Source organism: Streptomyces hesseae (assembly GCF_031845785.1).
In the GTDB taxonomy this organism is placed as follows: Bacteria; Actinomycetota; Actinomycetes; order Streptomycetales; family Streptomycetaceae; genus Streptomyces; species Streptomyces hesseae.
In genome coordinates this window covers 1-22,360 of sequence record NZ_JAVRFI010000014.1, presented here as the reverse complement: position 1 = coordinate 22,360, position 22,360 = coordinate 1, and the positions used below count along the sequence as shown (strand labels likewise).

Annotated in this window: 20 protein-coding genes and 2 tRNA genes; 4 read left to right on the top strand and 18 right to left on the bottom strand. The window is 73.1% G+C overall.

Translation table 11 applies throughout. From position 1 onward, the window contains the following. The first annotated feature begins 6 nt into the window (after positions 1-6). A complete protein-coding gene (locus RM609_RS21045) occupies positions 7-714 on the top strand; it encodes a ferric reductase-like transmembrane domain-containing protein (RefSeq protein WP_311613040.1) in 708 nt (235 codons plus the stop codon). Next, positions 711-2,219 carry an NADH-ubiquinone oxidoreductase-F iron-sulfur binding region domain-containing protein gene (locus RM609_RS21040; RefSeq protein WP_311613039.1) on the top strand — a complete coding sequence of 503 codons (1,509 nt, stop codon included), beginning with the start codon at positions 711-713 and terminating at the stop codon, positions 2,217-2,219. Before RM609_RS21045 ends, RM609_RS21040 begins: the two co-directional genes overlap by 4 nt. 81 nt (positions 2,220-2,300) lie before the next feature. Here the strand turns inward: RM609_RS21040 and RM609_RS21035 are convergent. The 9 genes from RM609_RS21035 to RM609_RS20995 all read right to left on the bottom strand — a co-directional run bounded on the left by RM609_RS21035 (position 2,301) and on the right by RM609_RS20995 (position 7,104). After that, positions 2,301-2,373, bottom strand: a tRNA-Ala gene (locus RM609_RS21035). 128 nt (positions 2,374-2,501) lie between these two features. Further along, the gene (locus tag RM609_RS21030) at positions 2,502-2,735 is read right to left on the bottom strand and encodes a hypothetical protein (RefSeq protein ID WP_126914103.1); all 234 of its coding nucleotides are present in this window, start codon (positions 2,733-2,735) and stop codon (positions 2,502-2,504) included. A gap of 124 nt (positions 2,736-2,859) precedes the next feature. After that, positions 2,860-2,932 (bottom strand) — tRNA-Ala (locus RM609_RS21025). A 126-nt stretch (positions 2,933-3,058) separates the two neighbouring features. Then, a complete protein-coding gene (locus tag RM609_RS21020; protein WP_311613181.1) occupies positions 3,059-3,712 on the bottom strand; it encodes a histidine phosphatase family protein in 654 nt (217 codons plus the stop codon). Next, entirely contained in the window at positions 3,709-4,149 is a 441-nt protein-coding gene (gene rsfS / locus RM609_RS21015) for a ribosome silencing factor (RefSeq protein ID WP_311613038.1), read from the bottom strand. The genes RM609_RS21020 and rsfS overlap by 4 nt, the downstream gene beginning before the upstream one ends. 115 nt (positions 4,150-4,264) lie before the next feature. Beyond that, entirely contained in the window at positions 4,265-5,905 is a 1,641-nt protein-coding gene (locus RM609_RS21010; protein WP_311613037.1) for an LCP family protein, read from the bottom strand. A gap of 46 nt (positions 5,906-5,951) precedes the next feature. Continuing rightward, positions 5,952-6,563: a nicotinate-nucleotide adenylyltransferase gene (gene nadD / locus RM609_RS21005; RefSeq protein WP_311613036.1), complete on the bottom strand. Its 612-nt coding sequence runs from the start codon at positions 6,561-6,563 to the stop codon at positions 5,952-5,954. 55 nt (positions 6,564-6,618) lie between these two features. Next, positions 6,619-6,780, bottom strand: a complete 162-nt coding sequence (locus RM609_RS21000) for a hypothetical protein (protein ID WP_311613035.1) — start codon at positions 6,778-6,780, stop codon at positions 6,619-6,621. 159 nt (positions 6,781-6,939) lie between these two features. Beyond that, positions 6,940-7,104: a hypothetical protein gene (locus RM609_RS20995; protein WP_311613034.1), complete on the bottom strand. Its 165-nt coding sequence runs from the start codon at positions 7,102-7,104 to the stop codon at positions 6,940-6,942. Positions 7,105-7,195: 91 nt separating this feature from the next. Here RM609_RS20995 and RM609_RS20990 point away from each other — a divergent pair, with 91 nt between their 5' ends. Next, on the top strand, positions 7,196-8,287 hold the full coding sequence (locus tag RM609_RS20990) for a M48 family metallopeptidase (RefSeq protein ID WP_311613033.1): 1,092 nt from the start codon (positions 7,196-7,198) through the stop codon (positions 8,285-8,287). 15 nt (positions 8,288-8,302) lie between these two features. Here RM609_RS20990 and RM609_RS20985 read toward each other — a convergent pair whose 3' ends face one another. The 5 genes from RM609_RS20985 to proB all read right to left on the bottom strand — a co-directional run bounded on the left by RM609_RS20985 (position 8,303) and on the right by proB (position 13,571). Continuing rightward, a complete protein-coding gene (locus RM609_RS20985) occupies positions 8,303-9,385 on the bottom strand; it encodes an SCO2583 family membrane protein (protein ID WP_311613032.1) in 1,083 nt (360 codons plus the stop codon). A 194-nt stretch (positions 9,386-9,579) separates the two neighbouring features. After that, positions 9,580-10,197 carry an SCO2584 family spore wall biosynthesis protein gene (locus tag RM609_RS20980; RefSeq protein ID WP_311613031.1) on the bottom strand — a complete coding sequence of 206 codons (618 nt, stop codon included), beginning with the start codon at positions 10,195-10,197 and terminating at the stop codon, positions 9,580-9,582. Positions 10,198-10,291: 94 nt separating this feature from the next. Then, positions 10,292-11,590, bottom strand: coding sequence for a glutamate-5-semialdehyde dehydrogenase (locus tag RM609_RS20975; protein ID WP_311613030.1), 1,299 nt, complete (start codon positions 11,588-11,590; stop codon positions 10,292-10,294). A gap of 123 nt (positions 11,591-11,713) precedes the next feature. After that, on the bottom strand, positions 11,714-12,190 hold the full coding sequence (locus tag RM609_RS20970; protein ID WP_311613029.1) for a DUF8830 family protein: 477 nt from the start codon (positions 12,188-12,190) through the stop codon (positions 11,714-11,716). 226 nt (positions 12,191-12,416) lie between these two features. Then, on the bottom strand, positions 12,417-13,571 hold the full coding sequence (gene proB / locus RM609_RS20965) for a glutamate 5-kinase (protein WP_311613028.1): 1,155 nt from the start codon (positions 13,569-13,571) through the stop codon (positions 12,417-12,419). A 237-nt stretch (positions 13,572-13,808) separates the two neighbouring features. On the opposite strand from proB, the gene RM609_RS20960 reads away from it, so the two are divergent. Continuing rightward, positions 13,809-15,863 (top strand): hypothetical protein, encoded by a 2,055-nt coding sequence (locus tag RM609_RS20960; protein ID WP_311613027.1) that lies wholly within the window; start codon positions 13,809-13,811, stop codon positions 15,861-15,863. A gap of 89 nt (positions 15,864-15,952) precedes the next feature. Here RM609_RS20960 and obgE read toward each other — a convergent pair whose 3' ends face one another. The 4 genes from obgE to RM609_RS20940 form a co-directional block, all read right to left on the bottom strand. Beyond that, a complete protein-coding gene (obgE, locus tag RM609_RS20955; RefSeq protein ID WP_311613026.1) occupies positions 15,953-17,392 on the bottom strand; it encodes a GTPase ObgE in 1,440 nt (479 codons plus the stop codon). Between the two features lie 132 nt (positions 17,393-17,524). Continuing rightward, the gene (rpmA, locus tag RM609_RS20950; protein WP_311613025.1) at positions 17,525-17,779 is read right to left on the bottom strand and encodes a 50S ribosomal protein L27; all 255 of its coding nucleotides are present in this window, start codon (positions 17,777-17,779) and stop codon (positions 17,525-17,527) included. A gap of 14 nt (positions 17,780-17,793) precedes the next feature. Then, on the bottom strand, positions 17,794-18,114 hold the full coding sequence (gene rplU, locus RM609_RS20945) for a 50S ribosomal protein L21 (RefSeq protein ID WP_018538042.1): 321 nt from the start codon (positions 18,112-18,114) through the stop codon (positions 17,794-17,796). A 248-nt stretch (positions 18,115-18,362) separates the two neighbouring features. Further along, the coding region (locus RM609_RS20940; protein WP_311613022.1) for an Rne/Rng family ribonuclease at positions 18,363-22,360 on the bottom strand (3,998 nt) is incomplete at its 5' end.

Below are 22,360 nucleotides of genomic sequence, written 5' to 3'. Positions count from 1 at the left end.
CGGGGCATGGAACTCCACCGCTTCCTCGACCAGGCCGGGGGCGTGCTCGCCCTGGTCTCGCTCACCGCGACCGTCGTCTGGGGGCTCGTCGCCGCCGACCGCCTGGCCCTCGGCCCGCGCGGCCGGCTGCTCGCCCAGGCCGTGCACCGGGCCCTCGCCGTCGGCGCGCTCGGCTTCCTCCTCGTGCACGTGGGCGTCAAGGTCGCCGAGGCGCACGCCTCCGCGACCGCCGCCCTGATCCCCTTCGTCTCCGGCACCGCCGGCCAGGCCGGGCTGATCGGGCTCGGCTCGCTCGCGGGCTATCTGCTGGTGCTCGCGGCGGCGACCGGCGCCCTGCGCAGCGCCTTCGCCGGGCGGGGGCGCGCGGCGCACCGCTGGCGGATGCTGCACGCGAGCGCGTACGGGGCGTGGTGCGCGGGGCTGCTGCACGGGTTGAACGCGGGGCGGGAGGCGGCGGGGTGGGTGACGGGGTGTTATGTGGGGTGTTTGGTGGGAGTGGCGGGGGCGCTCGCGCTTCGGCGTTTTGGGGCGGGGGCGCTGAGGTTCGCCGTACATCGTCGGCCGGTGGGGGCTCATGCGGCGGGGAGGAGGCCCCAGTCCCGCCCCTTCACCGTTTCCCAGGGGCTCCGCCCCCGGACCCCCGCTCCTCAAACGCCGGAGAGGCTGAGTGCGTCGTCCGGAAGGACTGAATTGTCGCCCCGGCGGTCCGCATGAACGGCCCACTCCCCGAGCTCCCCGACCTGCTCACCCTCGGGCTGCCCCGGCTCACCGCCGGGCTCGACGACGCCGCGCGGCTCGATCGCCGCGCTCATCTGGCCGTGCACGGGTCGATGCCCGCCCTCGGCCAGGACGAGCTGACGCGGCTGGCGGAGACCGTCGCGTTGCGCGGGCGGGGTGGGGCCGGGTTTCCGTTCGGGCGGAAGTTGCGGGCGGTGGGCGGGGCCGCGCGGCGGCGTGGGGTGCGGCCTGTGGTGGTGGTCAACGGGTGCGAGGGCGAACCCGCGTGCCGCAAGGACGCGGTACTGCTCCGGCGCGCCCCGCACCTCGTGCTGGACGGCGCGCTACTGGCCGCAGAGGCGCTCGGCGCGCGGACGCTCGTGGTCGGGGTGACGCGCGCGGGCACGGAGGCGTCCGTACGGGAGGCGCTCGGCGAGCGCGGCCTGTCCCACCGGCGCGGGCGGGCCGTACGCGCCCGGGTCGTACGCCTCCCCGAGCGCATGGTCTCCGGGGAGTCCTCCGCGCTGCTGCGCGCCGTGGGCGGCGGTCCCGCGCTCCCGCCCGGGCGGCGCGGGCACGCCACGACGGCCGGGCTGGGCGGCCTGCCGACGCTGCTGTCCAACGCCGAGACGTACGCCCAACTCGCCCTCGCCGCCCGGCTCGGCGCCCCCCGCTACTCCTCGACGGGCACCCCGGACGAGCCGGGGACCATCCTGCTCACCGTCTCCGGCGCGGTGCCATTCCCGCGCGTGGTCGAGGCTCCCGGCGGGGTGGCGCTGTCGTACGTCCTCGCCCAGTGCGGTGCCGGGGCCGCGCCCCAGGGCGTGCTGGTCGGGGGCTATCACGGCGGCTGGCTGGACGCGGCCGCCGCTGCCGGGACGGTGCTCTCCAGGGATGCCCTCGCCGCCCGCGGCGCGGCCCTGGGCGCGGGGGCGGTGCTGCCGCTGTCCGGCGACACCTGCCCGCTGGGCGAGGCGGTGCGGGTGGCCCACTGGCTGGCGGCCGAGTCGGCGGGGCAGTGCGGCCCGTGCCGGCTGGGCCTGCCGACGCTGGCCGGGGCCCTGGCGGATGTGGTGGCCGGGGGCGGCCGCGGGGCCCTGGAGGCCGTACGGGAGGCGGCGGGGGCCGTCCGGGGGCGGGGGGCGTGCGGGCACCCGGACGGGGCGGCGCGCTTCGCGCTGAGCGCGCTGGCGGCCTTCACGGACGATCTGGCCGCGCATGTCCTGGGCGGCGGCTGCGGGCGCCCCACGGCCGGGCTGCTGCCGCTGCCCGCCGCCGGGGGCGCGGAGCCGGGCGACGGGCCCGGGCAGCGGCTCGCGGTGGACTGGACGATGTGCGAGGGGCACGGGCTGTGCGCGGGACTGCTGCCCGAGCTCGTACGGATGGGCGCGGACGGCTTTCCGGCGCTCGCGGACGCCGGGGTGCCCGGACATCTGCGGGGGCGCGCACAGCGGGCCGTACGCCGCTGCCCCGCGCTGGCGCTACGACTCGACGGCACCTGACAAGGAACACGTGAGCATATGAGCGCATGAGCACATAAACGCCGAGAGGGCCGTCCTCGCGGACGACCCTCTCAACCACTGTGGAGCTAAGGAGAATTGAACTCCTGACCTCCTGCATGCCATGCAGGCGCTCTACCAACTGAGCTATAGCCCCTTGTTTTGTTTTCCGCCGGGGTTTTCCTCGCGGTCTCCCTGGCGACACGGATTACATTACACGGACCTCCCCCCCATCTGCCAAATCGGTTCATCGGGCGTCCCGCAACGCCCCGGTATGACCGATTTTCACGCGGTGACGAAGGAGTAGAACCGCTTGAGGGCGCAGTGCTCGTCGAGCAGTCGTCCGTAGATCGGCTCGCCCTCGAGCTCCCGGTAGGTCTCGATGGGGTCGCCTTTTATGATCAGCGCCCGCGCGCACTCCACACACCAGTACTGATATGCGGAGTTGAGCGGCTCCATGTCGCGGACGATCGGCGTCCCGCTGCCGCACCAGTCGCACTTCCGGCTGTGAGCACCCATGACCGCGCTCCTCCCCTCCCCCTCGGCCCCGCTCGCTCCCGGGTGTCCGATTCTGCCACGGGACCGCGCCGGAACAGCAACAATCCCGCCTCCCCGGGAGGGGAGACGGGATCGTCGTGAAGTGTGGAGCTAAGGAGAATTGAACTCCTGACCTCCTGCATGCCATGCAGGCGCTCTACCAACTGAGCTATAGCCCCGCTGTTCTCGGTTTCCCCGGTGGTTTCCCCCCGCGTTCCCCGCGAACAAGAAGAACTTTAGCCTGTGACCTGCCCGGATGTGAAATCGGGCCACCGCGGCCCCACGGCGGGCACCCAGGCCGCCGCTCAGTCGTCGTCGCCGAGCACCGGCTCGGGCAGCGTCCCGGCGTTGTGCTCCAGCAGCCGCCAGCCGCGCGCGCCCTCGCCCAGCACTGACCAGCAGCAGTTGGAGAGGCCGCCCAGCGACTCCCACGAGCGGGACTCCAGGCCCAGCAGCCGGCCGATGGTGGTGCGGATCGTGCCGCCGTGGCTGACCACGACGAGCGTGCCGCCGTCGGGGAGCTTGTCGGCGTGCGACAGCACCACCGGCGCCGCCCGGTCGGCGACCTCGGTCTCCAGCTCGCCGCCGCCGCGCCGCACGGGCTCGCCGCGCTTCCACGCCGCGTACTGCTCGCCGTAGCGCTCGGCGATCTCCTCGTGGGTCAGCCCCTGCCAGGCGCCCGCGTAGGTCTCCCGCAGCTCCGAGTGGTGGGTGACCGTGAGGCCCGTGACGGCCGCCAGCTCGGCCGCCGTGGTCCTGGCGCGGTCCAGGTCGGAGGAGACGATCACGTCGGGCCGCAGCGCGGCCAGCAGCCGGGCGGACCGGCGCGCCTGGGCGACACCGGTGCCGGTCAGCTCGATGTCCGTGGTGCCCTGGAAACGGCGCTCCACGTTCCACGCGGTCTGGCCGTGGCGCCACAGCACCAGCCGGCGGCCACGGCCGCCCGGGCGGCCGTTCAGCTCAGCTCTCCGTCCAGGTCGCCGCCGGCGGCCTGGTCCCGGCTGTGCTCCTCGGCCTTGCCACGGGTGGCGACGGCGTCGGCGGGCAGCTCGATCTCCGGGCAGTCCTTCCACAGCCGCTCCAGGGCGTAGAAGACACGCTCCTCGCTGTGCTGGACGTGCACGACGATGTCGACGTAGTCCAGGAGCACCCAGCGGGCGTCGCGGTCGCCCTCACGGCGCACCGGCTTGGCGCCGAGCTCCTTGAGCAGCCGCTCCTCGATCTCGTCGACGATCGACTTGACCTGGCGGTCGTTGGGGGCCGAGGCCAGCAGGAAGGCGTCGGTGATCGACAGTACGTCGCTGACGTCATAGGCGATGACATCGTGCGCGAGCTTGTCGGCGGCAGCCTGGGCGGCGGCCTGGATGAGCTCGATGGAGCGGTCCGTGGCGGTCACAAGCCATGCTTTCGTAAAGAGGGTCAGTACCTCTCAAGGGTCTCACGACCCACCGACGGCACTCCCGGCGTTTTTCCACGGCCCCGGCCCGGCCCCGGCCCTCGGCCTTCGGCCCTCAGCTCTTGTAGTCCTTGCCCAGGACCACGGCGACGTCCGCGTTGCCCGCCCCCGTGCCCTTGCGCACGGCCTTCTCCGGCAGGCCCAGAGTCCTGGCGACCTGCTTGGCCTCGGCCGCCCGGGCGTCGTCCGTGTAGGTCACCGAGGAGGCCGCCTCCGCCGTGCCCGAGGCGCCGCCGTCGACGTAGGTGTAGCCGCCGTTGACCAGCGTGACCTGCGCCGTTCCGGACGCGGCGGCGGAGCCTGTGGCGTTCTTCACGCTCACCCGGGGCGGCGCGCCCTTGGCGGTGGCGCGCACCGTACCGCCGAGGACGTCCTTGACCATGGTGTCGGCCGCCTGCCCGCCGAGCGCCCCGTCCGTCTTCACGGGCAGGACGGAGGTGGCGTACGAGCCCTCCTTGGCCTTCTCGGCGAGGTGCGCCAGGGAGGCGCCCAGCTGCTGGACGGAGAGCGAGGGGTCGGGGATCTGGGCCAGGGAGTCCACGGTCGTGGTGGCCGCCTGGGGGTCGGTGGACAGCTTCCGGAGCACCGCCTGCATGACCTGGCCGAACCGGGCCAGCTGCCGGCCCTGGTCCTCGCCGGTGGCCCGGTAGGTGGCGTAGCCGACCGCGGCCCGGCCGTTGAGGGTCTTCCCCTTGCCCTGCTCGACCAGCGGGCCGTCGCTCTGCTTGGCGCCGGGCACGGTCGCGTCCGTGTCGACCGTGATGCCGCCGACGAGCTCGACCAGGTTCTCCAGGTAGGGGGTGTCCAGCCGCCAGCTGCCCTTGATGTCCGCGCCGAGCAGGGTGTTCAGGGCGTCCCTGGTCGCCCCGGTGCCGGCGTCCTGGACGGCCTTGCCGAGCGTCGTGGCGGTGCCGCCCTCCTTGGTGGTGAGCCCCAGCGAGTTCGGCAGCAGGAGGGTGGTGGCCTTCTTGGTGGTCTCGTTGTCGACCAGCAGGGCGGTGGAGCTGTCGCCGCCCTGGGTCTGCCGCAGATGCACGACGATCACGTCCCGCTTCTGCGCGCCCGTCGCGGCGGCCGTGTTCTTCTTCTCCTCTCCTCCGGAGAGGAGGAACCAGCCGATGCCGCCGCCCAGTGCGAGCACGAGCACCACGGCGAGGGCGACGACGCGGTTGCGGCCCTTGCGCTTGCGCTCGTCGCGGCGCTCGGTGCGGCTCTCGCTGAACTTGAGCCAGTCGATGACGTCCTCGGAGCCCTCGTCCGGCTCCTCGATGAAGGAGAACTGCCCGGTCCGGTACGCCTCCGCCTCCGCGTCCGCCTCCGGCGCGGGACCGGGTCCGGAGTCGGCCGGGGGTACGGAGTCGGCCGCGGGCCGGGGCTCCGGGATGCGGCCGTCCGCCACCGCCCCCTCCGGGTCCCCGTCGCCGACAGGGCCCGTCTGCCGGGGGATCCACTCCTGCTGAGCCTGCTGCGCCTGCTGGGTCTGCGTCGCGTAGGAGTCGTACGCCGCCTGCGGCTGCTGGGGCTGTGCGGTGTACGGGTCGTAGCCGTACACCTGCTGCTGGATCGGCTGACCGTAGGCGTCGTACACGCGCTCAGGGGCGTCCGGCCGGTAGACCGGCTGTCCGTAGACGTCGTAGCCATAAACCTGCGCCTGCGCGTACGGGTCGTGCGCGTACGGGTCCTGTCGGTCGTTCACCAGTGCCCCTAAGTGGCCGGCGGGCCGGAGCCGGCCGTCGTGCGGTTCAGCCGTCGTGACGGTACAGCTTGCGCTTGTCGATGTAGCGCACCACACCGTCGGGCACGAGGTACCAGACGGGATCGCCCTGCGCCACGCGGGCGCGGCAGTCGGAGGAGGAGATGGCGAGGGCGGGGACCTCCACGAAGGAGACCCGGTCCTCGGGCAGCCCCGGGTTGGCCAGTATGTGGCCCGGCCGGGTGACGCCGATGAAGTGGGCCAGCGAGAAGAGCTCGTCGGTGTCCCGCCAGGTCAGGATCTGTGCCAGGGCGTCGGCGCCGGTGATGAAGAACAGGTCCGCGTTCTCGTTGAGCCGCCGCAGATCACGGAGGGTGTCCGTGGTGTAGGTGGGGCCACCGCGGTCGATGTCGATCCGGCTGACCGAGAACTGCGGGTTGGACGCGGTGGCGATCACCGTCATCAGATACCGGTCCTCGGCGGCGGACACCGCGCGGTGGCTCTTCTGCCACGGCTGCCCGGTCGGCACGAAGACCACCTCGTCGAGGTGGAACTGCGAGGCCACTTCGCTCGCGGCGACCAGGTGACCGTGGTGGATGGGATCGAACGTCCCGCCCATCACTCCGAGCCGCCGCTTCCCGGGCCCTGTCTGCTCTCCCATGCGTGCAGACCCTACTGGGCGCGTTTCCACGCCTGTTAGCCAGGGACCGCCGGGATCAGCGGTCGCGGTTGAATCGGGTGGTGATCCACAGCAGGAGCAGCAGGATGACGAGGGCGGCGCCGCCGGTCATGAAGGGGCTGATGCTCTCGTGGTTGTCCACGTGGTGCTCCTCGGCGGCGAGGGAGACCAGGGCGCTGTGGGCGGTGGCGATGTTCACGTCGGCAGAACCTATCCGGGAGGGATCGGGTTAACGGTTGGAGACTTCTGCCACATCGTATGCGGGCCCTTATGCGGAGCTCACGCCGACTCCACGTGCGGGGGTCGACGGGACCGGCGCCAGGGCGTCTCCGGGGCCGGCCGGCGGGTGCGCCGGTGGCTACTTGCGATAGCCCCGCAGCAGGAACCAGGCGACGAGGACGATGCCCACGATCCCGACGAGCAGGACGGTGCGCAGGAGGGCGCCGGGGCCCTGGTCGCCCTTGGAGACGGCGAGGACCTCGGTGAGTCCGGGGTGGGCGGCGAGAGTGGTGATGTCGGGCATGCCTCCACGGTAGCCATGTCGGTGGCACGGCCTAGGCTGGGGTCCGGAAAGCCCGGTGCGGACCGCGGCCGGCCGACGTCAGGGGGTCTCGATGAGCGACGACCAGGAGTACGTGCACGGGGGCCCGGAGCGGCTGCCCGGCCGTGAGCGCAAGCACTTCCCCGGTATCTCCTCGCGGGCCTACGAGCATCCGGCCGATCGTTCCGCCCTGGTGGCGCTGCGCAAGCTGAGCGGTTTCGACACGGTGTTCAAGGCGCTGAGCGGGCTGCTGCCGGAGCGCAGTCTGCGGCTGCTGTTCCTGTCGGACTCGGTGCGGGTGGGCGAGCGCCAGTTCCCCCGTCTGCACGCGATGCTGCTGGACGCCTGTGCCGTCCTGGACCTGCCGAAGGTCCCGCCGATGTACGTCGCGCAGGACCCCCGGCCCAACGCCATGTGCGTCGGCCTGGACGAGCCGATCATCGTGGTGACCACGGGCCTGGTGGAGCTGCTGGACGAGGAGGAGATGCGGGCGGCCGTGGGCCACGAGGTCGGCCACGCCCTCTCGGGGCACGCGGTGTACCGCACGATCCTGCTGTTCCTGACCGAGCTCGCGGTCAAGGTCGCCTGGATCCCGCTGGGCGGGGTGGCGGTGACGGCGATCGTGACGGCGCTGCGCGAGTGGTTCCGGAAGTCGGAGCTGTCGGCGGACCGGGCGGGGCTGCTGGCGGGCCAGGATCCCCGGGCGTCGATGCGCGGCCTGATGAAGGTCGCGGGCGGCAACCACCTCCACGAGATGAACGTGGACGCGTTCCTCGCCCAGGCCGAGGAGTACGAGCGCGGCGGCGATCTGCGCGACTCCGTCCTGAAGATCATGAACGTGCTGCCGCGCAGCCACCCCTTCACCACCGTGCGCGCGGCGGAGCTGAAGAAGTGGTCCGAGAGCCGCGACTACCAGCGGATCATGGACGGTCACTACGCGCGGCGCGAGGACGACAAGGACACCTCGGTGACCGACTCCTTCCGGGAGTCGGCGAACCACTACGCCGAGTCGGTGCGGGCGAGCAAGGACCCGCTGATGGGGCTGGTGCGGGACATCGCGGGCGGGGCGAGCGACCTGGGCGGCAAGCTGTTCGGGCGCGGGCCCGGTCCCAAGGGCGGAGGCCCCAAGGGCGGGCAGGAGCGGGACGACACCACGGACCGCTAGCGCCTCGGCCGCGGTCTAGTGCCTGGGCGGCGTCGGCTGGGCCGAGGGCGCCAGGGTGCCGCAGAGATCGGCCGTCGTGGTGCCCGTGGCGTAGGGGTCGGTGCCCGCCGGGCCCTCCGTCGCGGCCTTCTCCCCCGCGAACAGCGGGCGCAGGAAGGACGCGTCGTCGGCCGAGCAGGACTCCGGCCCGGCCTGCGTCTGGCTCTGCAGCACCTGGACGTGGTGTTCCTGGAGGTCGTCGCGGTCGAAGCGGAAGCGCATCGTGCGCCGTACGACGAACAGCGAGACGTCCGCCGCGCCCGCCTTGGCGGCCGGGCGGAGGGCGTAGACGAAGGTGTGGTCGGAGGAGACCTCCAGCGCGGCCGGTGACGCCTCCACGACCGTGAACGTGCCCTGGCTGCGGACGGTCCGGTCGGCGAGGGACACCTGGCCCGGGTCGAAGCGGATCAGCCAGCCGGTGGCCGCGTGCCGCCCGTCGTCGGTGGGGCGGCTGAAGCTGTGGTCGAACTGCTCCAGCTGGGAGGGGGCGAGCAGCAGCCGTACGGCCCGCTGGTTGCCGCCGACGAGCACGCCCGGGTCGAGCGCGGACTTGACCGTGTACTCCTTGGCCGTGGCGAGCGCGGCCATCACCAGGCTCTCGGAGAAATTCTGGGTGCGCCGTGCGGCCGGAAGGGTGACGCCCTCGACTCCGTCGCGCAGCCGTGCGGCCGGACCGTTGTCGAAGAGGTCCTTCGCGGCCGGGGCGCCGGGCACCGGGTCGCGGGGGGCGAGGGGGACGAGGGCGATCCGCAGTGCCTCGGCGGCGGGCGGCTTCGGCTCCTTGTACGGGTGGCGCAGCCCCATGTAGACGGCCGTGCCGAAGGCGAGGGCGATCAGTACGACCAGCAGCAGGACCTGCCGGGAGGCGCTGACGCGGGCCCAGGCGTGGCGAGTGCGGACGGCGGGGGCGTGGTCGTCCATCCGCTCGCGGGCGGAGAACTCCTGGAGGCGGGCAGCCCGGACGAACGATTCGTCGAACACGACGGATCGGTACTCCTCGTCGCCGCCTCCCTGGGGGCCTTCGGGCGTGCCCTCAGGGGGGTCTCCGGGCCCGTTCATATCTCAAGAGTAGGTCCGTGGCGGCTTCGGTAAACGCCCTGGTACACGACAAGTTCCGACGAAATTTCAAGGGGCCGGGCGGGGGACCCGAGCCTTGGCCAGGACTGCTGCGATCAGTCACCGGATGACAGAAAGCGACTTCCGGGCGACGGAAAATCACTTTCGGTGACCGATTCGGCCCGGGAATCAGGGCGTCAGCGGGAGGGCGGCACGGCGGAGGCCACCGGCGGTTCGGAGTCCGCCGAGACCGACGGCAGCGGCGCCCGCTGCTCCCCCACCGGGACGTCCACACCCGTGGTCGCGGGCGGCGGGGCGGGGCTCTGCCGGCCGCCCGAGGAGGCGCCCCGGTAGACGGCGGTGAAGGCGAGGGCGATCACGCCTATGCCCATGACGACGGCGAGCACCCAGGCCACCGGGCGGTGCCAGCGGGCGTGCCCCCGGTAGGGCCCGCGCGCGATGCCGTAGCGCCCGTAGGGGCCGTAGGCCTCGTCCGGGTCGAGGTCCCGGGCGAGGCCCCGCGGCCCGTCCAGCCGGCCGTGGCGCCCGGCCGGGCCGCCGCGCGCGTCGTAGGGGTCGTACGGATCGTCGTCGGCGGGGCCGCCCCCGGCCCGGGAGCGCGCGGCGTCGGCCTCGGCGCGGGCCCGGTCGGCGGCGAGCATCCGCTCGACCGCGGAGGGTTCGTGGATCGTCGCGGACCGCACGAAATCCTCGTCGAAGACCGTGGAGGCGAACGGGTCGTCCGCACCCCCACGGCGGTGGCTGTCGGGCTCCTCGCCGTCCGGGAACGGCTTGCCCCCCACGTCGTCCGGCACCCGTCCAGCGTAGACCCGAACCGGTCAATCCGCGCGGCCGGTACGGGAATTCGGCCCACGAGGGGCCGTCCGCCGCACCGGCCGCCGGGCGCGGCTAGCGCACGTGGCCGTCGCCCGTGACGATGTACTTCGTCGACGTCAGCTCGGGCAGCCCCATCGGGCCGCGCGCGTGGAGCTTCTGCGTGGAGATCCCGATCTCGGCACCGAAACCGAACTGGCTTCCGTCGGTGAACCGGGTCGAGGCGTTGACCGCGACCGTGGTGGAGTCCACCAGCTGGGTGAAGCGGCGGGCCGCGGCCTGGGAAGTGGTGACGATCGCCTCGGTGTGCCCGGAGGTCCACAGCCGGATGTGGCGCACGGCCGCGTCCAGGTCGTCCACCACGGCGGCGGCGATGTCGTACGAGAGGTACTCGGTCTCCCAGTCCTCGGCCGTCGCGGGCACGACCGTGGCCGGGGAGCCCTCCGCCAGCTCCAGCACCCGCTCGTCGCCGTGGACGGTCACGCCCGCCGCCGCCAGCGCCTCCAGGGCGCGCGGCAGGAAGCGCTCGGCGATGTCCCGGTGCACCAGCAGGGTCTCGGCGGCGTTGCAGACGCTGACGCGGCTGGCCTTGGAGTTGATGAGGATGTCCACGGCCATGTCCAGGTCGGCCTCGGCGTCGACGTACACATGGCAGTTGCCCGTGCCCGTCTCGATCACCGGGACGGTCGACTCCGCCACGACCGTACGGATCAGGGAGGCGCCGCCGCGCGGGATGAGCACGTCGACCATGCCCCGGGCGCGCATCAACTCCCGTACGGATTCCCGGCTCTCGCCCGGCACCAGCTGCACCGCGTCGGCCGGCAGCCCGGCGCCGCCCACGGCGTCGCGGATCACCCGCACGAGGGCGGTGTTGGAGGCGTACGCGGAGGACGAGCCGCGCAGCAGCACGGCGTTGCCGGACTTCAGGCACAGGGCGGCGGCGTCGACCGTCACATTCGGCCGGGCCTCGTAGATGATGCCGACGACGCCGAGCGGCACCCGCACCTGACGCAGGTCGATGCCGTTGGGCAGCGTGGAGCCGCGCACCACCTCACCCACCGGGTCGGGCAGCGCCACCACGTCGCGGACGTCCTTGGCGATGGCCCGCACCCGCTCGGGGGTGAGGGTGAGCCGGTCGACCACGCTCTCGCTCGTACCGGCGGCCCGGGCCTTCTCGACGTCCTCGGCGTTGGCCTCGACGATCTCGCGGGTACGGACCTCCAGCGCGTCGGCGATCGCCAGCAGCGCCTCGTCCTTCACCGAGCGCGGCAGTGGCGCGAGCTCGGCGGCCGCGGCACGGGCACGGTAGGCGGCTCGCAGCACCGGGGACTGCGGCATGGGGTCGGCGAGGGGGGAGGGGAAAACGCTGCTCATGGCCGCAGCCTAACTCCGGGCGGGCCGCGACCACCCGGAATTCCACACTCCGGGACGGCCGCGACCACGCGGACCCCTGGAGGATCAGCGGCGATCAGCGGCGATCAGTTGCGCCGGCGGCGGTCAGAAGGGGTGCACCCCGACCGGGGTGGCCGGCAGCGGGCCGTAGCCCTCGGCGATCCGCTGGTGATACGTCTCACGGTCGATGACCTCCAGGCCGACGATCTCCCACGGCGGCAGCCGGGCCGTGGAACGGTGCTCGCCCCACAGCCGCAGCGCCACGGCCGCCGCGTCGTGGAGGTCACGCGCCTCCTCCCAGTAGCGGATCTCGGCGTGGTCGTTGGCGTAGCGGCTGGTCAGCAGGAACGGGTGGTCGTGGGCGAGCTGCTCCAGCGCCCGCCGGACCTCCCCCAGCGGCGCCTCGGCACCCGAGACGCTGAGGGTGATGTGCCACAGCCGCGAGGCCGCGCCGCCGCCGGCGCCCTCGGCCCTCTCCCCCGTCCACTCCCCCGTCCACTCGTCCGTCCCGGCCGTCCCGACGCTGGTCAGTGTCCGCCCAGCCGTCCCTCGGGGCAGCGCCCCCGGGCGCCCTCGTCTCACCGGCGGCCTCCTGTTGCTCGCCGCTCCGCGCGCGTGCGGCGGAGCCGTGTGGTGCCGTGGGTCCGCCCGTCGACGACGGCCCCGTGTATCAAAGTTGACCAGTCGGCGGGCGGCCGCGTGACGGTTTTGCGGAAAGGGTCAATGGAAAGGCTGGACTTACCGGGACCCTCTCTTCGGCCGCTAACGCCCGTCAGTGACACGGCATTCGCGACCGGAACCGCGACGCTCAGGCGCGCAGCACGACCAGGTCGTCGCGGTGCACGACCTCGCGCTCGTAGCCCGGGCCCAGCTCGCGCGCCAGGTCGCGGGTGGAGCGGCCCAGCAGCTGGGGGATCTCCCCGGCGTCATAGGTCACCAGCCCGCGCGCCACGGCCCGGCCCGCCGGGTCCCGCAGCTCGACCGGATCGCCCGCGCTGAACTCGCCCTCGACCGCCGCGATGCCCGCCGGCAGCAACGAGCCGGTGCCCTTGACGACAGCCCGCACGGCCCCCTCGTCCAGGGTCAGCGCGCCCTGCGGCGTGGAGGCGTGCGCGAGCCACAGCAGCCGGTCGGCGGAGCGGCGGCCGGTGCGGTGGAAGTACGTGCCCGTGGAACGCCCGCGCAGCGCGTCGGCGGCCTGGCTGGCGGAGGTGAGGACCACGGGGATGCCGGCCGCGGCGGCGATCCGGGCGGCCTCGACCTTGGTGACCATGCCACCGGTGCCCACGCCGGCCTTGCCCGCGCTTCCGATGGAGATCCCCTCCAGGTCCTTCTCGCCGGTGACCTCGGCGATCCGGGAGGTACCCGGGATGCTGGGGTCGCCGTCGTACAGGCCGTCGACGTCCGAGAGCAGGATGAGCAGATCGGCCCGGACCAGATGCGCGACGAGCGCCGCCAGCCGGTCGTTGTCACCGAAGCGGATCTCGTCCGTGGCGACGGTGTCGTTCTCGTTGACGACGGGCACCGCGCCCATGGCCAGCAGCTGGTCCAGGGTCCGGCGGGCGTTGCGGTAGTGCGCCCGGCGGCTGGTGTCGTCCGTGGTCAGCAGCACCTGGCCGACCCGGCGGCCGTAGCGGGCGAAGGAGGCCGTGTAGCGGGCGACCAGCAGCCCCTGGCCGACGCTGGCCGCGGCCTGCTGCCGGGCCAGGTCGCGGGGGCGCTTGGGAAGGCCCAGCGGGGCCAGGCCGGCGGCGATGGCACCGGAGGAGACGAGGACTATCTCCTTCTCCCCCGCACCCCGCGCGGCCAGAGTCTTGGCCAGAGCGTCAACGAGCGCGTCAACCCGGTCCGCGTCCAGCCCCCCACCCGCGGTGGTGAGTGAGGAGGACCCCACCTTGACCACGATCCTGCGGGCCGCGACGACCTCCCGCCGGGCCTCCTCCGGCTGCTCTGCCCCAGTCAACGTACGTACACCCCTGTGATCCTCGATGCCCCGCCGGTCGGCGGCCTGTTCCGGACCCGCAAATCTACCGTCTGACGATTGCGTCCGTTCGCAGGCGTTTTGGGCCGATCGGCCGGATGGAAGATTGCCCACCGGCCTGCCACCGTCATACGGTCTGTCACCGACCGTTCACCCCGCGCTGCTCACCGGAGAGCACAGACGGTCCCTCCCCCACGCACTTCTGCCAGGAGCCTTCCCGTGCCTTCTGCCGGAACAGCCTCCCGCCGGGCGGCACAGCTCGCGGCGCTGCTCTCGATGCTGGCCCTCTTCGTCGCCCAGCTCGTCGGCGCCCTCCTGCCGGACGTCCCGCTGCTGATCTCCTCCTCGGCGGCCGCCCTCGGGCTCGATCTCGTCCTCCAGCACCGCGACCCGGGGCTGGTCGCCGTGCTCGGCAAGATCCGCTTCGATGTCATGGTCCGGCAGCTGCAACGCGACATACTGATCCTGCTCGGCCTGACGCGCCTGGGCGGCGACGACGCGCCCCGCGACTACGCCCCCGTGGTCGCCGGACTGGTCCTCTTCTACGGCGCCCACCTGGCCTGCCAGGTCACCGCGATCCTCGTCCGCCGCAGCCGCACCCTGCCCTTCCTCACCCGGAACATCGACACCACCGGGCTGCGGCTGACCACCGCGCCGCCACGGCTGCTGGCCCGTCAGCACGGCCGCCGGCTGCTGCGCTTCGCCGTCCCGGCCACGGCCGGGATGCTGACGGCCGCCGCCACCGGCGAGGAGTTCTGGGCCGCGGCCGGCGTCAGCGCCTCGCTCGCCCTCGCCCTCGGCGGCGCGGCGTACCTGGCGGGCTGGCTGCGCCCGGGGAACCGGCCGGTCGACGAGGCGCGGGCGCTGGAGTGGCTGGACCGCTGGCTGGCCGACTACCGCCCCAGCGTCGGCATGTACTTCTCCGGCGGGACGACCTCGGCGTACCAGGCGAACATGTGGCTCTCCACCCTGGGCGCACTGGACGGCAATCCGCTGATCGTGCTGCGCGAGCGGTTCATGATGCAGAAGATCGAGGCCACCGACGTGCCCGTGCTCTGCATCCCCAAGGTCGTGCATCTGATGGCCCTGGAGAAGTCCTCGCTGAAGATGATGCTGCACCCGGCCAACTCCGGTAAGACCTCGCAGGTGCTGCGCATGCCGTCCATCAAGCACGCCTTCGTCAACCACGGCGAGAGCGACAAGCTCTCCAGCTGCAATCCCTACGCGAAGGCCTACGACGAGGTCTGGGTCGCGGGCCCCGCCGCCCGGGAACGCTACCGGCTCGCCGACATCGGCGTGGAGGACAAGGACATCGTCGAGGTGGGCCGCCCGCAGCTGGCGCCGATCGAACCCGCCGCCTGCGGCACGCCCGCCGGGCCGTACCTGACCGTGCTCTACGCCCCCACCTGGGAGGGCTGGGACGGCAATCCCGGCAACACGTCGGTCATTCTCGCCGGGGAGAACATCGTGCGCGCCCTGCTCGCCGACCCCGGTGTGCGCCTGCTGTACAAGCCGCACCCCATGACGGGCTCCGTCGACCCGCGCGCGGGCCGCGCCGACCAGCGCATCCAGGCGCTGATCCGCCAGGCCGCGGCCGAACGGTCCGGCGCCTGCCCGGGGCCGGAGGCGGCCGCCCGACTCGCCCGTCGTACGGCCGAGTTGGACCGGCTCACCACCTGCGCCTTCCACGACAGCGCGGATGAGATCGAGCGCATGCTGCTCCAGGGCACGCCGGACAAGGGCCGCGCCGAGACCGTCGAGGCCGCCGCGGCCGCCTGGGAGGAGGCGTACTGGGCGTCGCTGCCGGAGTGGGAACACCAGGTCGTCACCGACGCCCGTCCCTCGCTCTTCGGCTGCTTCAACCGCTCCGATCTACTGATCAGCGATGTCTCCAGCGTCGTCTCCGACTACCTGATCAGCGAGAAGCCGTATGCGGTCGCGAATACGAGCGGGCTGACGGAGGAGGAGTTCCGGGCGGCCTTCCCCACCGTCGGGGCGGCCACGATCCTCACCCCCGGCGCCGAGGGCGTCCCCGCGCTCCTCGCGGCCGTCCGCGACCCCGCCCTCGACCGCCTGGCGGCGGCACGCGCGGAGCTGAAGGTCCGGCTGCTCGGCCCGGCCGACCCGCCCTCGATCGTCCGCTTCAACGCGGCGGCGCTGGCGCTGGCCGCGAAGTCGGACGAGCGCCGGGCCCGGATGGAGGCCCGCACCTCGGAGATCCCGGCCCCCCGTCTCGCCACCGCGGAGGGGGCTGACGCCGCCAGGGGTGGCTGAGGTTCTTTCCCGGGGCTCCGCCCCGGACCCCGCTCCTCAAACGCCGGAGGGGCTGCATTCGCAGCCCCTCCGGCGTTTGAGAACAAGATTTAAGCGAACGGGTCGAAGCCCTTGTACTCCTCGTCCGCCTCGTCGTGCTCCGCCTGCCGGTCGCGGCGGCGCTGCGCGGCCGGGCGCGGGGCCTCGAAGCGGTGGTCCTCACCGCGGCGGCCCAGCATCTCGGCGCCGGAGGCCATCGTGGGCTCCCAGTCGAAGACGACCGCGTTCTCCTCGGGACCGATGGCCACGCCGTCGCCCGCCCGGGCACCGGACTTCATCAGCGTCTCCTCGACACCGAGGCGGTTGAGGCGGTCGGCCAGGTAGCCCACGGCCTCGTCGTTGCTGAAGTCGGTCTGGCGCACCCAGCGCTCCGGCTTCTCGCCGCGCACGCGGAAGAGGCCGTCCTCCTCCTGGGTGACCGTGAAGCCCGCGTCGTCGACGGCCTTCGGGCGGATGACGACTCGGGTCGCCTCCTCCTTCGGCTTCGCGGCACGCGACTTCGCCACGATGTCGGCCAGCGCGAAGGAGAGCTCCTTCAGGCCCAGGCGGGACACGGCCGAGACCTCGAAGACGCGGAAGCCGCGGGACTCCAGCTCGGGGCGGACCATCTCGGCGAGGTCCTGGCCGTCCGGGATGTCGACCTTGTTGAGGACGACGAGGCGCGGCCGGTTCTCGAGGCCGCCGTACTCCTTGAGCTCGGCCTCGATGGCGTCGAGGTCGCTCAGCGGGTCGCGCTCGGACTCCAGCGTCGCGGTGTCGAGGATGTGCACCAGCACCGTGCAGCGCTCGACGTGGCGCAGGAACTCCAGGCCCAGGCCCTTGCCCTGGCTGGCACCGGGGATCAGGCCGGGGACGTCGGCGATGGTGTAGACGGTCGCGCCGGCGGTGACCACGCCCAGGTTGGGCACGAGGGTGGTGAAGGGGTAGTCCGCGATCTTCGGCTTGGCCGCGGAGAGCACCGAGATCAGCGAGGACTTGCCCGCGCTCGGGTAGCCGACCAGGGCCACGTCGGCGACGGTCTTCAGCTCCAGGACGATGTCCTGGGCGTCGCCCGGCACGCCCAGCAGCGCGAAGCCCGGGGCCTTGCGGCGGGCCGAGGCCAGCGCGGCGTTGCCGAGGCCGCCGCGGCCGCCCTGGGCGGCGATGTAGGTGGTGCCCTCGCCGACGAGGTCCGCGAGGACGTTGCCCTGCTTGTCGAGGACGACCGTGCCGTCCGGGACCGGCAGGACCAGGTCCGTGCCGTCCTTGCCGGAGCGGTTGCCGCCCTCGCCGGGCTTGCCGTTGGTGGCCTTGCGGTGCGGGCTGTGGTGGTAGTCCAGAAGCGTGGTGACGGACTGGTCGACGACCAGCGTCACATCGCCGCCACGGCCACCGTTGCCACCGTCGGGGCCACCGAGGGGCTTGAACTTCTCGCGATGCACGGAGGCGCAGCCGTGGCCTCCGTTACCCGCGGCGACATGCAGCTCGACGCGGTCCACGAAGGTGGTCATAGCGGGTGCCTCCAGATACGCAGAAAGTGCGGGAATGTCTCTGTTGTAACGCGACAAGGGCGGACCCGCTTCCCCGCAGGGAAGCGAGGTCCGCCCTCGCTCATCGCTCTACGGCGTACTGATCAGATGTGATCAGACGGCCGGGACGATGTTGACGACCTTGCGGCCGCGGTGGGTGCCGAACTGCACCGCACCGGCGTTCAGCGCGAACAGGGTGTCGTCGCCACCGCGACCGACACCGGCGCCCGGGTGGAAGTGGGTGCCGCGCTGGCGGACCAGGATCTCACCGGCGCTGACGACCTGACCGCCGAAGCGCTTCACGCCGAGCCGCTGAGCATTGGAGTCGCGACCGTTCCGAGTGGACGATGCGCCCTTCTTGTGTGCCATGTGTTCTCAGTCCCTTACTTCGCCGGGGCGTCGATGCCGGTGATCTTCAGCGCGGTGTGCAGCTGGCGGTGGCCGATGCGCTTCTTGTAACCGGTCTTGTTCTTGTACTTCTGGATCCGGATCTTGTCGCCCTTGTGGTGGTCGACAACCTCGGCCTGGACCTTCACGCCGGCCAGGACCCACGGGTCGCTGGTGACAGCGTCACCATCGACGACCAGCAGCGTGGAGAGCTCGACGGTGTCGCCGACCTTGCTGGTGGAAATACGGTCAACCTCGATGACGTCGCCGACAGCAACCTTCTGCTGACGACCGCCGGTGCGCACGATCGCGTACACGCGGAACTCTCTCTCGCTAGGAACGGGACCTCTGATGCCAGCCGTTCGCACGGGCGCGGCCCGTGACTGTCCCGGAGGACGAGCGGCCTCCCACGGCAGAGCCGGGGGGTGTTTGCTCAGGGGTTTGGCGTCGTACAGGTTTGCACAGACGCCGACGGTCAAGGTTACGGGGCCTTGACCAGGGGGTCAAACCGACCCCCTCGCCGGGGCGGGCCCGTTCAGGGGCCCGCCCCGGCGAGGGCGGTGACTCAGTCCTCCGCGGCGGGCTCGGCCGCCACGGCCTTCTTCGCCGTCCGCTTGGCGGGCGCCTTCTTGACGGCCGTCTTGGTGGCCGCCTTCTTCGCCGTCGCCTTCTTGGCGGTGGTGGTCTTCTTCGCCGCCGCCTTCTTGGCCGTGGTCGCCTTCTTCGCCGGCGCCTTCTTGGCGGCCGTCTTACGGGCCGTCTTCTTGGCGGGGGCGGCCTCGGGCTCCGCGTCGGCCATCACCTCGACGTCGGCCTCGGCCATCACCACGGGCTCCTCGGCCGGCCGGGCCTCGGGCTCCGGCGCGGCGACGACGACCACAGCGGACTCCTCGGTCCCGGCGGGCGAACCCGCCGGAGCGGACGCCTTACGGGTGGCACGACGGCGCGGACGGGCCGGGGCGGCCTCCTCCGCCACCGGCGCGGCGGCCTCGGCCACGACCTCGGGCTCGGGCTCGACGACCGGCGCGGGGGCCGCCTCGGGCTCGGGCCGCAGGGCGGGCTCGGCCGGGGCGGCCTTGACCACCACGACCTCCGGCTCGGCCTGCGCCTCCGGCCGCGGCGCGGACGCCTTGCGGGTCGCCCGGCGACGCGTACGGCCACCGCGGCTACGGGCGGCCGCCTCGGCCTCGGCAGGGCTGCCGAACCACTCGTCCTCACCGCCGACCGTGGGCACCAGATCCGCCTCGGCCACCGTCACCGGCTCCAGCTCGGGCTCCTCGGCGGGAGCCTCGGCGACGGCCGGCGCGGCCTCGACGACCGGCTCGGCCGCGGCCTTGCCCTTCTTCTTGCCGCGCTTGCCGCCGACGGCGCCGCCGCCACCGCCGCCCACGGAGGTGGGCTGCTCCATGTGGACGATCACACCGCGGCCGTTGCAGTGGACGCAGGACTCGGAGAAGGACTCCAGCAGGCCCTGGCCCACCCGCTTGCGGGTCATCTGGACCAGGCCCAGCGACGTCACCTCGGCGACCTGGTGCTTCGTACGGTCCCGGCCCAGGCACTCCAGCAGGCGCCGCAGCACCAGGTCCCGGTTGGACTCCAGCACCATGTCGATGAAGTCGATCACGATGATGCCGCCGAGGTCGCGCAGCCGCAGCTGGCGCACGATCTCCTCGGCCGCCTCCAGGTTGTTCCTGGTGACCGTCTCCTCGAGGTTGCCGCCCTGACCGGTGAACTTGCCGGTGTTGACGTCGATGACGACCATCGCCTCGGTCCGGTCGATCACCAGCGAGCCACCGCTGGGCAGCCAGACCTTGCGGTCCAGCGCCTTCGAAAGCTGCTCGTCGATCCGGTACGTGGCGAAGACGTCGACCTCCGACGTCCACTTCTGGAGCCGGTCCGCCAGGTCGGGAGCGACGTGCGAGACATAGCCGTGGATGGTCTGCCACGCCTCGTCACCGCTCACGATGACCTTGGAGAAGTCCTCGTTGAAGATGTCGCGGACGACCCGGACGGTCATGTCCGGCTCGCCGTACAGCAGGCTCGGCGCGCTCGTCGAGATCTGCTTGGACTTCTTCTTGATGTCCTCCCACTGCGCCTGGAGGCGCTCCACGTCACGGCGCAGCTCGTCCTCGCTCGCGCCCTCGGCGGCGGTGCGCACGATGACGCCCGCGTCCTCGGGGACGATCTTCTTGAGGATCTGCTTCAGACGCGCGCGCTCGGTGTCGGGCAGCTTGCGGCTGATGCCGGTCATCGAGCCCTCGGGCACATAGACCAGGTAGCGGCCGGGCAGGGAGACCTGGCTGGTCAGCCGGGCGCCCTTGTGGCCGATCGGGTCCTTGGTGACCTGGACGAGCACGGACTGGCCGGACTTCAGCGCGGTCTCGATGCGGCGCGGGCCGTTGCCCATGCCGAGCGCCTCGAAGTTGACCTCGCCGGCGTACAGGACGGCGTTGCGGCCCTTGCCGATGTCGACGAACGCGGCCTCCATCGACGGCAGCACGTTCTGGACCTTGCCCAGGTAGACGTTGCCGACGTAGCTGGTGGCCTGCTCCTTGTTGACGAAGTGCTCGACGAGGATGTTGTCCTCGAGCACACCGATCTGCGTGCGGTCGCCGTGCTGACGCACGACCATCACCCGCTCGACGGCCTCGCGGCGGGCCAGGAACTCGGCCTCGGTGATGATCGGCACCCGGCGGCGGCCCTGCTCGCGGCCCTCACGGCGGCGCTGCTTCTTCGCCTCCATACGGGTCGAGCCCTTGATGGACTGGACCTCGTCGAAGCCCGTGCCGCCCTCGGTGCGGGAGGCGCGCTCGCGCGGCTCGCGGACCTTGACGACCGTGCGCTCCGGCTCGTCGGTGCCCGGCTCCTCCAGGGCCTCACCGCTGCGACGACGGCGGCGGCGACGGCGACGGCTGCCGGCGGACGAGTAGGCCTCCTCGGACTCCTCGTCCTCGACCTCCTCCTCGGCCTGCTCCTCCAGAGCCTCGGGCTCCTCCTCGGCGCCCTCGGTCTCGGCGGCCTCGCCACGACGGCGACGGCGGCCACCGCGACGACGACGGCGCGACGGGCGCTCGCCCAGCTCCTCGTCCTCGGCGACGGCCTCCTCGGCCTGCTCCTCCAGGGCCTCGGGCTCCTCCTCGACCGCCGGGGCGGCCTGGGCGACCGGCTCGGCGGGCTCGCCACGACGGCGACGGCGACGACGGCCGCGCTCCTCGACGACGGGCTCGACGGCTGCCGCCTCCTCCTCCGGCTGCTCGACGACGGCCTCGGCCGCAGCGGCGGCGGCAGCGGTCTCCGGCGTCTGGAACATCGGCTCGGCGAAGACCGGCGCCTGGAAGACGGCCGTCGGCGGACGGACGGCGCGGCGGCGACGGCCGCCCTCGGGGGCCTGCTCGACCGGCGCGGCCTCGGGGGCGACACGACGGCGCGAACGGGCGGGGCGCGCCTCGGCGGCGGCCTCGGGCTCCTCGGCGGGCCGCTCGGCGGCACCGGCGGCGCGCGTGGCACGGCGACGCGTACGGGCCGGACGGGCCGGGGCCTCCTCGGCGACGGGCTCGGCGGCGGCCTCCAGGGCCTCCTCCGCCTCCTCCTCTGCCTCGGGGGCCTCGACGACGACCTCGGCGGCCTTCGGGGCACCCGCCGGGGCAGTCGCCTTACGGGTGGCACGACGACGCGAACGAGCAGGGCGCGCCTCGGCGGCCTCGGGCTCCTCGGCCTCGGTCACGGCCTCCACGGCGGCGGGCACGACGGGCTCGGCCTCGACGACCTCGGCGGCCTGCGGCGCACCGGCCGGAGCGGACGCACGACGCGTGGCACGACGACGGGCACGAGCGGGCGCGGCTGCCGGAGCCTCCTCGACCTCAGCCTCGACCTCGGTCACGGCCTCCACAGCAGCGGGCACGACGGCCTCGGCCTCGACGACCTCAGCTGCCTGCGGCGCACCCGCCGGAGCGGACGCACGACGCGTGGCACGACGACGGGCACGAGCGGGCGCGGCTGCCGGAGCCTCCTCGACCTCAGCCTCAGCCTCGATCACGGCCTCCACAGCAGCAGGAACGACAGGCTCGGCCTCGACGACCTCAGCTGCCTGCGGCGCACCCGCCGGGGCGGTCGCCTTACGGGTGGCGCGGCGGCGCGAACGAGCGGGGGCGGCGGCAGGGGCCTCCTCGGCCGCAGCGGCGGCGGGCGCCTCCTCGACGACCGGCTCAGCGGCGGCGGCCTCGGCGGCCTGCGGCGCACCGGCCGGAGCCGTCGCCTTACGCGTGGCACGGCGGCGGGTACGGGCGGGCGCGGCGGCAGGGGCCTCCTCGGCCGGAGCCGCGACAGCCTCGGCGGGCGCGGCCTCGACGGCCGGCTCGACGGCGGCCTGCGGCGCACCGGCCGGGGCGGTCGCCTTACGGGTGGCGCGACGGCGGGTACGGGCGGGAGCGGCGGCCGGAGTCTCCTCGGCCTCGGCCGCAGCGGCGGCGGGCGCCTCCTCGGCGACCGGCTCGGCAGCGCCCTCGGGCGCGCCGGCCGGAGCCGTCGCCGTGCGCGTCGCGCGGCGGCGGGTACGGGCGGGCG

Bases quoted from the DNA above. Each gene is read 5' to 3' on its own strand.
- RM609_RS20985 (WP_311613032.1), bottom strand. From the start codon at position 9,385: ATGAACGGGCCCGGAGACCCCCCTGAGGGCACGCCCGAAGGCCCCCAG.
- nadD (WP_311613036.1), bottom strand. From the start codon at position 6,563: ATGGGAGAGCAGACAGGGCCCGGGAAGCGGCGGCTCGGAGTGATGGGC.
- RM609_RS20975 (WP_311613030.1), bottom strand. From the start codon at position 11,590: ATGAGCAGCGTTTTCCCCTCCCCCCTCGCCGACCCCATGCCGCAGTCC.
- RM609_RS21030 (WP_126914103.1), bottom strand. From the start codon at position 2,735: ATGGGTGCTCACAGCCGGAAGTGCGACTGGTGCGGCAGCGGGACGCCG.
- obgE (WP_311613026.1), bottom strand. From the start codon at position 17,392: ATGACCACCTTCGTGGACCGCGTCGAGCTGCATGTCGCCGCGGGTAAC.
- RM609_RS20990 (WP_311613033.1), top strand. From the start codon at position 7,196: ATGAGCGACGACCAGGAGTACGTGCACGGGGGCCCGGAGCGGCTGCCC.
- RM609_RS21045 (WP_311613040.1), top strand. From the start codon at position 7: ATGGAACTCCACCGCTTCCTCGACCAGGCCGGGGGCGTGCTCGCCCTG.
- RM609_RS20995 (WP_311613034.1), bottom strand. From the start codon at position 7,104: ATGCCCGACATCACCACTCTCGCCGCCCACCCCGGACTCACCGAGGTC.
- RM609_RS21040 (WP_311613039.1), top strand. From the start codon at position 711: ATGAACGGCCCACTCCCCGAGCTCCCCGACCTGCTCACCCTCGGGCTG.
- rpmA (WP_311613025.1), bottom strand. From the start codon at position 17,779: ATGGCACACAAGAAGGGCGCATCGTCCACTCGGAACGGTCGCGACTCC.